11 protein-coding genes are annotated in these 11,502 nt (G+C 59.0%); 6 read left to right on the top strand and 5 right to left on the bottom strand.

The window, feature by feature from the left end; all coding sequences use genetic code 11:
- Positions 1–11 precede the first annotated feature (11 nt).
- Positions 12–608: a formate dehydrogenase FDH3 subunit beta gene (gene fdh3B / locus CIT37_RS25755; protein WP_028143626.1), complete on the top strand. Its 597-nt coding sequence runs from the start codon at positions 12–14 to the stop codon at positions 606–608.
- Positions 609–647: 39 nt separating this feature from the next.
- Positions 648–1,649 (top strand): formate dehydrogenase subunit gamma, encoded by a 1,002-nt coding sequence (locus CIT37_RS25750; protein WP_038948932.1) that lies wholly within the window; start codon positions 648–650, stop codon positions 1,647–1,649.
- Positions 1,650–1,680: 31 nt separating this feature from the next.
- On the opposite strand, the gene CIT37_RS25745 is transcribed toward CIT37_RS25750, so the two are convergent.
- Entirely contained in the window at positions 1,681–1,878 is a 198-nt protein-coding gene (locus tag CIT37_RS25745; protein WP_240536272.1) for a hypothetical protein, read from the bottom strand.
- A gap of 773 nt (positions 1,879–2,651) precedes the next feature.
- Entirely contained in the window at positions 2,652–2,867 is a 216-nt protein-coding gene (locus tag CIT37_RS25740; RefSeq protein ID WP_038948928.1) for a hypothetical protein, read from the bottom strand.
- Positions 2,868–3,546: 679 nt separating this feature from the next.
- On the opposite strand from CIT37_RS25740, the gene CIT37_RS25735 reads away from it, so the two are divergent.
- The 3 genes from CIT37_RS25735 (at position 3,547) to CIT37_RS25725 (ending at position 6,157) form a co-directional block, all read left to right on the top strand.
- Positions 3,547–3,768 carry a hypothetical protein gene (locus CIT37_RS25735; protein ID WP_240536271.1) on the top strand — a complete coding sequence of 74 codons (222 nt, stop codon included), beginning with the start codon at positions 3,547–3,549 and terminating at the stop codon, positions 3,766–3,768.
- A gap of 114 nt (positions 3,769–3,882) precedes the next feature.
- Complete coding sequence (locus tag CIT37_RS25730; RefSeq protein ID WP_244429138.1) at positions 3,883–5,094, top strand: serine/threonine protein kinase; 1,212 nt, start codon at positions 3,883–3,885, stop codon at positions 5,092–5,094.
- A complete protein-coding gene (locus CIT37_RS25725; protein ID WP_240536270.1) occupies positions 5,081–6,157 on the top strand; it encodes a nucleotidyltransferase family protein in 1,077 nt (358 codons plus the stop codon). The genes CIT37_RS25730 and CIT37_RS25725 overlap by 14 nt, the downstream gene beginning before the upstream one ends.
- A gap of 128 nt (positions 6,158–6,285) precedes the next feature.
- Here CIT37_RS25725 and CIT37_RS25720 read toward each other — a convergent pair whose 3' ends face one another.
- Entirely contained in the window at positions 6,286–6,669 is a 384-nt protein-coding gene (locus CIT37_RS25720; RefSeq protein ID WP_028143632.1) for an H-NS histone family protein, read from the bottom strand.
- 679 nt (positions 6,670–7,348) lie between these two features.
- Here CIT37_RS25720 and CIT37_RS25715 point away from each other — a divergent pair.
- On the top strand, positions 7,349–7,723 hold the full coding sequence (locus tag CIT37_RS25715) for an H-NS histone family protein (protein WP_095426575.1): 375 nt from the start codon (positions 7,349–7,351) through the stop codon (positions 7,721–7,723).
- Between the two features lie 54 nt (positions 7,724–7,777).
- Here the strand turns inward: CIT37_RS25715 and CIT37_RS25710 are convergent, their stop codons facing one another.
- Positions 7,778–9,247 carry an exopolysaccharide biosynthesis polyprenyl glycosylphosphotransferase gene (locus CIT37_RS25710; protein ID WP_028143634.1) on the bottom strand — a complete coding sequence of 490 codons (1,470 nt, stop codon included), beginning with the start codon at positions 9,245–9,247 and terminating at the stop codon, positions 7,778–7,780.
- Between the two features lie 146 nt (positions 9,248–9,393).
- Positions 9,394–11,493 carry a hypothetical protein gene (locus CIT37_RS25705; RefSeq protein ID WP_095426576.1) on the bottom strand — a complete coding sequence of 700 codons (2,100 nt, stop codon included), beginning with the start codon at positions 11,491–11,493 and terminating at the stop codon, positions 9,394–9,396.
- Positions 11,494–11,502 lie beyond the last annotated feature (9 nt).

The raw sequence follows: 11,502 nt of genomic DNA, 5'->3' as shown, positions 1-11,502 counted from the left end.
GAGCAACGAACATGGCTCGAATGAAGTTTCTTTGCGACGCTGACCGGTGCATCGAATGCAACGCCTGCGTCACGGCGTGCAAGAACGAACACGAGGTGCCCTGGGGCATCAACCGGCGCCGCGTCGTCACCATCAACGACGGCAAACCGGGCGAGCGCTCGATCTCGATGGCCTGCATGCACTGCACGGACGCGCCTTGCGCGGCCGTGTGTCCGGTGAACTGTTTCTACACCACGGCGGATGCCGTGGTGCTGCACTCCAAGGATCTCTGCATCGGCTGCGGCTATTGCTTCTACGCCTGTCCCTTCGGGGCGCCGCAATATCCGAAGGTTGGCAATTTCGGCTCGCGCGGCAAGATGGACAAATGCACCTTTTGCGCGGGCGGCCCCGAGGCCGACGGCAGCAAGGAAGAATACGAGAAATACGGTGCGAACCGGCTGGCCGAAGGCAAGCTGCCGCTCTGCGCCGAAATGTGCTCGACCAAGTCGTTGCTCGCCGGCGACGGCGAGATCATTGCCCAGATCTACAAAGAGCGGGTCATGAAGCGCGGCTATGGTTCGGGCGCGTGGGGCTGGAAGACCGCCTATCGCGAGACGATCGAATCTTGAGGTGGGCAGCCGAGGGCGCGCAATACCGGGGAGGACGTGATGGCGTCATTTGGAATGTTCATTCGCCTGGCTTTCGGCGTCTGCACGCTGCTTCTCTTAGTGATGGCGGCGCCCGCGAGTGCTCAACAGGTCAATCCGACTGCAAGTTCGGTCAAGGAGCAGCAGCTTCTGCAGGAGCTGAACCGGATCCAGGGCCGGGTGAGCATTCCGGACCAGCGGTCCGGCGTCCTGGAGCAGCCACAGGGACGTGAGTGGCGCGAGTTCCGCGATGTCACGCTGCGCTGGATCGGTGGCATCGCGATCATCGGGATGACCGCCCTGATCATGATCTTCTATCTCACCCGCGGCATGGTCCGGCTGGAAAGTGGCCGATCGGGTCGTACCATTGTGCGCTTCAACGTCTTCGAGCGCTTCGTGCACTGGATGACGGCAACCTGCTTCATCATCCTGGCGATCTCCGGCCTCAACATCACCTTCGGCCGGCCGCTGCTCTTGCCGCTGATCGGCTTCGAGGCCTTTTCCGAATGGTCGCAATGGGCGAAGTACGCCCACAATTATCTGAGCTTCCCGTTCACGCTCGGCGTGGTCCTGATCTTCCTGATGTGGATTGGCGGCAACATTCCCAACAAGGTGGATATCGAATGGGCGAAACGTGGCGGCGGCTTGTTCGGGCATGACCATCCGCCGGCCAATCGCTTCAATGGCGGGCAGAAGGCGATTTACTGGATCGTCGTGATCGGCGGCGGGCTCGTCGCCGCGACCGGCTATGCGCTGATGTTTCCGTTCTACGGCACGGGGATCGAGGGCATGCAGATTGCCCAGGTGGTGCACTCCGTCGTGGCCGTCTTGTTTGTCGCGGCGATGCTCGCGCACATCTATATCGGCACGATCGGAATGGAAGGTGCGTTCGAGGCCATGGGCACGGGTGAGGTCGACGTCAATTGGGCTCGCGAGCACCATAGCCTCTGGTTCGACCAGGAGACGGCACGAGCGGGGCCAAACGACGGACAGTCACGACCCGCAACCGAGGCGGCCGAGTAAGACGGACAGCCGGGAAAGCGGGCGGTTCGCTCTATTGCGCCGGTTCTTTCGCAAACAAGATCGAACGGTCCTGCATCTCCTGTTCAGGGAGCTTGTTTGCCTGACCTGTCTGCAGTTCCTGGATGGATGGCATGCCGCTCTGGTCGAACAGTGCGTGCGATCTGAGCATGCTGTTGGCCGCTCCGGCGAGAAGCAAGGCTGCAATGAGCGAGAGCATGAGGCGTTTCATGCGCATCTCCGTCTGCCATGTCCACCCAGCACGACGGATACACGTATATTGTCTTGCGCAATGTGAGCCACTTCACAGCCAGCGGTTCCAAAGTCGTCGATGCGTTCCGTCCAACGAAGCCGGAAGTATGAAGCGAGGAAACTGGAAGAGCTCGATCGGACTCGCGCCAACGCGCTCTGCGCCGTCTGTTGTGATGCGGCTTTGTCGTGATGAAAGCCGGAATCAGGGTTCAAGCCTGCGATGTATGCCGGCCAGCGCCTGTCGAAAGCGGGCTAGAGAGAACACGGCACGCTTGCGGTGAATAGGCCTTGCGCATCCATGCTGGTCCTTGATTCAGCCAGCATGATGATCAGAATTGCACTGACCTGGGAATCGTTCGCGTGCGATATCTCGTTGCTCGGGGCCTTCGCGCACGCGACGCCGATTGCCGTCTTTCTCCCGAGCGCCGTGCTTCCGCCCTTCGTACTCTCTCCCGGAGCCGCTTCAATTGAGCGAGCAGGCTAACGAGCTCGATCGCTGTATGATGCAGAACAGCCAGGCTGCAAAACCCACTACTCACTATAATACCCCAACAGGCCTTGCCGAAGCCGTGACGGAAAGATCGAATTTGTGACGACGTGCCAATAATTTGTAAGCAATGGATCCCGGAGCCGTCCGTTCGCTTTACGACGATACGCAGAAATATTTTCGAGCACTCTAGTGCATTGCACCAAAATGCTCGCATCGGAAAAGGGAATTTGGACGCGCTCTTTCAAACGGCCTTGGCATTTATGTCAGCGCGAAGGAGCCGCACGAAGGATATCCACCGTCCGGATGATTGACTCTTCGACCCAGGCCTCGCGGGCGAACCAGTTATGATTGGCCTCACAGATTGGGCAACGAGTATTGCCGAAAAACACGATGCTCCGCAGGAAAGTCTCGCGATCGGATTTGATGCCGGTAGGAATCGCGCGACCCGTTTGCGGACACTCGACCATGACCATACCCATGTGAGCCTCCCAGAAACATACGGCTGAAAAAGGGGCCGGTCGGCTGGAGTGCGCTCTCGTCGGTGCGGGTTACTTGGGGGGGCATCGCACCTGGTGTCGTTGTCGAGCAAAGGGCAGCTTGCTCGTGACGACGCTTCTCCAACCGACCGGATTCCTGCTTGGCGAATTCTCGGGGATACCGCCGGCTTTGGCCGGCAGGCCTATGAAATGAGGCTTCGGCTTCAACCGAAGGCTTCTGGGAGGCCCCTCACAATTAGCATGTTCAAATCCCTGCGGCTTCGTGCCGAATATTCCGCTCGCAACGAAGCCAATATCTTCCCTTTGACGGACAGATCAGCCAACCGGATCACTGGTCTCACTCCCCCCTCACGCAATTCGTCAACATTATCGTTTTTTTATTTAATGCGCAATTAAATGCGCGTTGTCGGTCCGGTTTGCGACTCTCGACCGATTTATTTTGCGGGCTGTCGCGGCGGGCCCTTTCGTACGCTCAGCCTATCCCTCGCCACCTGCCATCAGTTCGGCGCGCGCTGCGATTTGGCTTTGGTAAACGGGTGGTTAGGTTCGGTTCAAATATGAAATAAATTTTGATTATATGGCACTGATGTAAATATCGTTGTTAATTGCTGCCGATCACGTAAGCTAAGCTCGTCCAGGTTTTGTTCGGCTGGAGGAGACAATGTGGGATTTAACTCTTAGCGAGTACGATTTCGCCCCCGATGCGCCGCAGTTGGCCCAGATGCGTGCCGAATTGGTAGGTATTGGCGAGAAGGAGCGCATTCTGCGGGAACGCAGTGCCGATCGCGAAGCCTATCGGTACCTCCTGGATGCTCATCGGTTGAGTGCGAGCGCGCTTTCTTTGAGAGCAGGTGTTGAACATTTCTCCGGAGGGAGGGGGTAGGGGCGTCAGCTGTGGCGTGCCGGACCGGATTGTCGTTTCGAAACGAGACCGATTGGGTCACTTGTGCCCGGCAGACGGGAATTGCCACGCCGCGGACGGTTCAGATTGAACTTCGTGGCTGCCGAGGGCCGCGACGCTAGCATCCCGGGCGCTGTCGTCGCTTCGTCGGCACAGGACGAGGCAGATGTCTTCACATTGGTTGGAACCGTGCTGGAAAGATCGTCGGCAGAGATGGTATTGAGACCGGCTTCGGATGCAGTGTTCGCGCTGCTGGACGGTCGATCAATGCTCTTTAGCGAAGCAGGGCAGAAGATCTTTGAACTGGACCGAGTAGGGGCATTCATCTGGTGTAAGCTGGCGCAAGGCGCCTCTCTGGAAGACACCTGTAAGGGGCTTGGGACCCTAGGCATCGACGAGCAGACCGCGCGCCAGTTCACCCGACAGGTCGTAGATGTCTGGATCGATCGAGCGTTGCTCGAGGTCGACTGGCGAATGCCGACCGATTTTGCCTTCTCGGCGGTACTAGGCCGGCACCGAATAGGGGTCCGGGCTGCAAATCGGGACCTCTTGAGGCGGCTGTGTTCGCTGTTTTGTGTTTCGGACCAGAGCGCCGGCGGCGACGACGACATTGCGATCGAGGCAATGATGCTGGACGAGCAAGTGCTCTTGCGCGGAGAGGATTCCAGCATCTCCAGATGTCAAGTCGAAGCACTTGCCCCAACGATCAAAGCTCACATCACCGAGCGGCTTATTCGAAGCGATCGCTGGACCTTCTCCCTTCATGCCGCTTCTCTTGTGAAGGACGGTATGGGACTATTGTTGTGCGGCCAGCCGGGAGCCGGAAAGTCTACCCTCACATTGCAGCTGGTGGATGCCGGACTTCGGTACGCCGGCGATGACGTTGCGCTGGTTGGCGCTGACGGAGCGATCTGCGGCATCCCGTTTGCTCTCACGCTCAAGGAGGGGTCGTGGGACTTGCTCTCGCGACTACATGGCGGCCGGTACGACGCGACGCATCGCCGCTCCGACGGCGTTCTGGTGCGATACGTACCCATTGCGGATGCGTACCACCAAAGCTTTTCCGCAGGCTGGATCATCTTCTTGAACCGTGTCGCGAGCGGTCCGGCCGAACTAACCGCGATAGATCAACTGGATTCGATGAAGCGGCTCATCGACAACGGATTTGCTGCTGACGGAAGACTTTCGCAGGCCGGCTTTTTCGCTTTGAAGCGGATCGTCGCGGGCGCGCCATCGCTTCAACTCACCTATTGCGAGGCCGTGGAGGCTCGCCGCGTGCTTATGGATCTATGCAATGGCAAGGCATAGCGCGGCGCTCACGAGCCTCTGCAATTGCCTGCAAGGCATGCCACCTGTCGATGTCGAATGGACGTCCGTAATCGGGCTCGCAAATCAGACTCTGACGACACCGGCGCTCATCGATTTTGTCGACAAATTTGCACCGGTCCTGTCGGAGGACGTCTGCGGATATATTCGCCAGATCCACGGCCGAAACGTGCTGCGGAACAATCGGCTCGTCGCTCAACTCGAAGAAGCCGTCGTTGCGATGAACGACCTGGGAATTACGCCAATCATGCTCAAGGGGGCATCGACGCTGGTGACCGCGCCTGAAGAGCGACGAGGCGTTCGGCTAATGTCCGACCTGGATATTATGGTTATGCCGGACGAAGCCAGAATGGCAGTCTCCGCTCTATGCGCAATTGGCTACGATGTTGACTATGAGACCCCTCCCGAAAGCCACAGATGGCATGTCGAGCTGAATCGCTCGCAGGATGTCGGGACCATCGACCTGCAGCGGGCAGCTCCAGGTCCCGCGTACCTCTACCGGAGCTTCGGGCACCCGCTGAACCATTGTGTGCCCGCGCCGCTGGGGCGCGGACGCGTGTATATCCCCGCGCCTACCTACCGGGCGCTCATGTTGATCATCCATGATCAATTTCAAGACTACGGTTATTGGCTGGGCGACCTCGACCTGCGGCACCTAGTTGAATTGCGCGATATGAGCAATTCCGCCGAGGGCCTGGATTGGAAAGAGCTTGCCTCTCTTGTCTCGGGCGAATTGATGAAGAACGCGGTTGAAACCCAGCTGTTTGCTCTTGCTGAGTTGCTTGGCGTCGAGATTCCGCAAGAGTTGCGCTCTCGGCTGATTCCCCGTCTGCAGTTCATGCGACAGTTGATGCAAGCACGATTTCCAGCCACGCGCGTGCCCTTCCTCGCAATGATGATGCTGGATCTCGGAAACTACCGGAAGGTAGCGAATGACACCATCCAACCCACTGCGCGCCGGCGTGGATTGTGGTCCCTGCCGAGGATGGGAACCCTGCAGTTTCTGTTGAAGGCGGCCGTCGCGGTGCGCGCAGGGAAGGCCTAAAATCACAAGCCGCTCCGTTAGGGCGGTAGCTCCGAAGCGAACGACCTCAATTGGCCGGTTCCGACCGGGCGCCAGCTTCCCTGGATCCAACGACTTTGCGCATGCGGGGATTTGCAGTGGTAGGGCAATCAGTGCCCCTGACCACCAGCATTCTGGTTGGAGGCTTCACCGTTCTCGTGAATCCTGAACTCCTCCAATGTGTGCCCGGATTGTAGTGCGGCGACCAGCCAGCGCGGCTGTTTGCCACGCCCGGACCAAGTTTCTGTCGGTTTGAGAGGGTTGAAGTATTTCGGTACGACCTTTGGGTATTTGCGGCGGGGAGGCTGGCCTAGGCCCATCTCTGCCGCCCCGCTTTCGGGCCCACCGACCTGTTCCGGTTGATTGAGTTGCGCCAGGCGCTTCTCCAGCTCCCGCTTTTCGGCCGTGATCTTTTCAGCAAGAATCTTTGTTAGCTCCTCGTGGAGGAGCCATAGTTCTTCAAAATCCATGGCTTCGAGATCTTGCCTGCGCATAGCATTCTCGTCACCGTTCAACTCACGCTCCCGACTACCTTGTCATCTCCACGCCGAGTATCGTTTTCGAGCGCAAAATACGGATAGGTCCAAGGCTGGTCTTTCAAATTGGCGTGACAATAAATAATAATATATTATTTAATTATTAATTGCGAGGATTATTTTCATCAGTTTTTAATGCGAGCCAGACGAGAAACATTGGATGTTACGATTGCCCTCTGGGGCGCCCTTCAGGAAGCAATCAGCCGGTTCATCGCTGCCGCGGCTAGATTGATTGATATCCAGGCTTGAAGCCACAAATCCAGCTGCGATGGCTCGCGCTGAGGGTAACTGAGTCGTACGCTCCCTGTTGCCGAGGGTAAGAACGATGCAACGCGGCCTCGGATGCCGAGCATATTTGTCGAAAGTGCGGCGTGGCAGATTGATCCCAGGCCCGGCTTAACGTGTCGTTCTTCACTTGAGTCGGGGCATCGGTGCACGTAAGGCGCGTAATGTTACTTTGGCCGCTATTAAATTGAGCGGATAAGTTCATTTTTTTGACTTGATTAGAACCAGCGGCGCAGTTATGTGGAGCACGAACTTGCCGTTCAGTTCCACATATTTTTGTTTAAGCTGACCACTTGGTTCTTGATTAGCCGACCGGGACAATATTAAATGGGCGCAACTACAGGATGCTAGCATGTCGACCAAGAAGCTCGAACTAGAAGCGATGTCTCTGGACGATCTATGGTCGCTTCATGAGGAAATTAGCGGCATTTTGTCGGATCGGATCAAGGCGGAAAAGCAGGAACTGGAGAAGCGCCTGGCGGTTCTCGGAGGGGGAATGGCCGTGTTCGAAACAGGCGAAACAGGCGGGCCGGCCGTCTCCCCGACCGGCAAGCAGAGGCGCAAATATCCGCGTGTGCTGCCGAAGTACCGCAACCCCCAGACTTCTGAAACCTGGTCAGGACGTGGCAAGCGGCCGCGGTGGTTGGTTGCTGCCATGAAATCCGGCCGACGGATCGAGGAGTTTCGCATAGGGGCAGCGACTCCGAAGCTTCGGCAGCGGGCGTGAGACGTCGTTACGCCAGCAGTCGGCGCAGCTTGGCACTTTGAGCGGGGACCGAGCCTAGTAGGCGTTGCGGCCCCGCAAGACCTCCATCGGAGTTTGCAACAGGATTGCGAGATCCAGCCGAAGGCTCCAATTGTCGACGTACCAGAGGTCGTACTGTACACGTGCTTCGATCATGGACGCTGTAGGTGTTGCGCCGCGGCAGCCGTGGATCTGGGCCCATCCAGTCAGTCCTGGCCTGACCCTGCGACGAAACGCGTAGTTTCGCACGAGCTTGTCAAACTGTCCGTCGTGGGCCAAGGCGTGGGGGCGCGGACCCACCAGCGACATGCTGCCCTCGAGCACATTCAGCAGTTGCGGCAGTTCATCGAAACTAGACCGACGCAGCCATCTGCCCACGCGGGTGATGCGTTGGTCGACCGGGGTGGCCTGAACTATCACGCTGCCGTCCTCGAGCACGTGCATGGTCCGAAATTTGCGGATCAAGAATGTCCGACCATTAAAACCACAGCGTTGTTGCCGGAAGAACACGGGGCCGGGAGAATCCAGCTTGATTGCGATTGCGGCAAGCGCAAGCAGCGGTGCGGATATCGCCAAGGCGAGCCCCGCGCCAAGGATATCAATGATTCGCTTGGCCGCGCACTCGAACGGGGTAAGGGGACCGCGCTGCAATTCTACGCAAACGGCACTACCAAGGCTGCGCGTAGGATGTCGTAGCAATTCGGCTGTTGTGCCGACCGGCACGAATATGACCGGAAACGGTAATACCCGCAACTCGGCAACAAATGCCCGAAGCTCGGGCCATCGCTCCGGGCTGGCTTCGACCACCACCTGGTCGAGCCGGGCGTTGCGAATGTGGTCGATTACGCGAGACGTGAGGCGCTTGCGACCGGCGGGACCGAACCCAATGGGCGGCAGGCTGAACCGCCCCTGGATGCAATATCCATGCATAGCCAAGGTTTCCGGTAGGCCGGCATTTTTCGAAAGCGGCTGGTCCGTGATTAGAACGATATTCGTGCTGGCAAATCTTCTTTCGCTCAGGCCTCTTATCAGCAGCGATTTGACAGCCCATCGCTCGGCTACAAGCAACCCCAGGCCAAGGATGGCGAAGAGCGGGCCTGCTTCCTGAGATACGCCCGGCCGAATTGCAAAGCCGTCGGCGGCCCAAATCAAGAGCAGTAATGACGCCCACGTCACGCAGACGGCCCGAACCTGATTTTTGAGGACGAGGAGCTCAATCGGGCGATAAAGACCTTGAGCCTTCAGCACGGATGCAACGCAAGCTGCGCTGACCAGCGCTAAGCCAAATGCGTTGCCATGGTCTCCCTCAGCTTGCCCGTTTTGGAGCCGGTACAGTAATGTGGAGACGATGCTGGCCAACAAAATCGTCGCGATATCGGCACAGAGTGCAACAGGTTCGATCCAGTCATAACGGAGGGGCCATTTATGCCTGGAGGACACCGACGGCTCGAGGCTGACACGAGCCGTATCGTTTCGATCGGGGAGGTGCCGGTTCACGAAGTTCATGGCGGGGCACTCGGAATTCGCATTTAATTTATTATTAATATTGAATATATCAAGCAAAATATCTTCATTTAAATGATACCAAATGACGCTCTTCGGATCTGGCGCGTGCTCGAAGAACTGCCCATCGAAGCGGAACGGGTTTGGAACTACCGCGCCGCCCCTCGACCCCATGTCCGGCTCGGCAAAGGTGGATCCGTTTTAGGTCCCGGGATCGGGACTTCCTTGCGCATGCTTTGAAGAGCTGCTGAATCCCATTCCGAAATCAGATTGTCCACCAGGGCCTTCCCCTCCGCCGACGCCGATTGATAGGCAGCAATGAGAGCGGGTCGAAGAGCGGGCTGCCTAGCAAAGGCAATCTTGGCGTCGCGCTGCACCAGTTCACGCAATTCGGGATCGCTGACGACCGAAGCCTCGCCGAGAGCGGCAGTCAGTCGTAGCGGAAGCAGGGCCAGATCGTTTGGAGCTGTGTAGTATGAGAGTTTCAGCAAGGCCGCGACGTCGTATTCGACCGATCTTTGTTCCCTCGACAGTGCCGCAAGCATGAGCCAAAGATCCCCTCGTAATGGCGAGGACCGCAGTGCCTGCGCCAGTACAGTCGGCGCGGCAGGATGGACTCCGAACTCCGGTCTTGAGGCGGCTGCTCCATTGGCCGCGGGCTGTGGGGCGGCAGCGGGTCTCCCAGACCGCAAATCTCCATCACTGCGCAGTGAGTTCTGCGGCAGCACTCTCAGAAGTGCTTGGCGTGAGGCATCATTGGGAACGAGCGCTTCAACCGGCAAACCGCCGGGATACGACGGCTGAGCGAGCAGCCAGACCGTTTGCGCGATCAGCGCGACTGCGATGGTGCCCAATCCAACACGCATCGATGCATTGCCAATCCCATATGAGCGTATTGGCGCGCATGCCGGGCCCGGACTATCCAGTCCAACGACGGGCCGCGCCGACCGCGACTGCTCGGTTACGGCGCCTGTATCACGCTGGCTTTGGGCGACCGCAAGTCCGAACAGCGCGGCAGCCAACAGCGATGCGCCGAACTCGAGAATGCCGTCTTCGACCAAGGCCAGCACAACCAACGAAGTCGCAGCGCCGGCGCCAATGGCCGCGTAGACGTAGTCATGCCTTCGCCGCAGGGAGCATCTGAGCAAGGCCCCGGCGCCAACCACCGCAACGATCAACACGCCGTACAGAAAGGGGCGGCCCATCTCGATTGCGATGGCCGCGGCAGCCGTCGGGCGCTCTCGTGACAACGGCGCGGCAATATCGCGATGGATTGGCAGCAATGCCGCGTAGGTTCCCGCGCCGGAGCCGGCATGGCCGGCATCCTGCAACATCCGCTCAGTCGCCCCCGGGGGGTGCTCGGACAGGGCGACTGTCAGATCGGCATTAGGCCTTATCGGCATGAGGGTGAAGGCCGCCAGAAACAACACGGCAGCCGTGGCCAGGACGCTCGCGATACCCCAAACCCCAGAGAACCAGTTCCGGATCGCGAACGCGGCGAGCACGATTCCCACTCCGAGCAATGCCGCTGTGGCCGTTCCCATCCCGTCTCCGCTGGCGAGGATTGCCGACAGACAGAGAAGTGTCGCGAGGAGTGCGAACCAAGGGGTCGTTGCCACTCGAAATGGGCGTTGCTTGACACGGCGGCGGTCCTCGAACGCACGGGTCATCATCGCTGCGGACAGCACCAGCCCCAGCACTGCCGGGACTGCGCCGGTCGCTGCGAGGACAGGAGTATCGCCGCGCGAGAAACCGTCCGCTCCGATCGTCTGCCGCAACAGCAGGTACGCACTGACGATCGTCGAGATCGCGACCAGCATGGAGAGGAGTTGCCACGCACGCTGTCTGTCCAGCGCGACGACGGTCGTGATGAGCGCGAGGGCGACGGCAGTGCTGTAGTGCAAGAATGCCTGCACGGTTGCACGGACGTCCACCGTGAGCCGTTCGGCGAGGGGAGCATTCAAGGCGGCCGATGCCGTTTCCCATATCGGATTGCCGAGGCCGTGGACAGGAACTGGCGCGAGCTGGACGGCCATGTAAATCGCCGGTACAGCGAGAATGAGGATGAGAACGAGTCCCGACCGCCGTACCAGACTCGCGATTGCGGAGGATGAGGCGAAGATTGCGGTTGCCAGCACCGCCGTCGCGAGGAGAGCAGAGGATAGAGCTCGCTGCTGCGGGATCTCGGGCATTGCAAAAGCTGCTGCGACGGACACAACGAGTGCCAGCATCAGGAACCTGACGAGCATACCACGTCA

Origin of the sequence: Bradyrhizobium ottawaense, from assembly GCF_002278135.3 — a bacterium.
Taxonomy (GTDB): domain Bacteria; phylum Pseudomonadota; class Alphaproteobacteria; order Rhizobiales; family Xanthobacteraceae; genus Bradyrhizobium; species Bradyrhizobium ottawaense.
Note: the sequence above shows the minus strand (reverse complement) of the source record. Positions and strands in the feature narration are given on the sequence as shown.

Coding starts and splice junctions, on each gene's coding strand:
- CIT37_RS25715 (WP_095426575.1), top strand. CDS start 7,349: ATGTCGACCAAGAAGCTCGAACTAGAAGCGATGTCTCTGGACGATCTA.
- CIT37_RS25750 (WP_038948932.1), top strand. CDS start 648: ATGGCGTCATTTGGAATGTTCATTCGCCTGGCTTTCGGCGTCTGCACG.
- CIT37_RS25710 (WP_028143634.1), bottom strand. CDS start 9,247: ATGAACTTCGTGAACCGGCACCTCCCCGATCGAAACGATACGGCTCGT.
- CIT37_RS25740 (WP_038948928.1), bottom strand. CDS start 2,867: ATGGGTATGGTCATGGTCGAGTGTCCGCAAACGGGTCGCGCGATTCCT.
- fdh3B (WP_028143626.1), top strand. CDS start 12: ATGGCTCGAATGAAGTTTCTTTGCGACGCTGACCGGTGCATCGAATGC.
- CIT37_RS25725 (WP_240536270.1), top strand. CDS start 5,081: ATGGCAAGGCATAGCGCGGCGCTCACGAGCCTCTGCAATTGCCTGCAA.
- CIT37_RS25735 (WP_240536271.1), top strand. CDS start 3,547: ATGTGGGATTTAACTCTTAGCGAGTACGATTTCGCCCCCGATGCGCCG.
- CIT37_RS25705 (WP_095426576.1), bottom strand. CDS start 11,493: ATGCTCGTCAGGTTCCTGATGCTGGCACTCGTTGTGTCCGTCGCAGCA.
- CIT37_RS25745 (WP_240536272.1), bottom strand. CDS start 1,878: ATGAAACGCCTCATGCTCTCGCTCATTGCAGCCTTGCTTCTCGCCGGA.
- CIT37_RS25720 (WP_028143632.1), bottom strand. CDS start 6,669: ATGCGCAGGCAAGATCTCGAAGCCATGGATTTTGAAGAACTATGGCTC.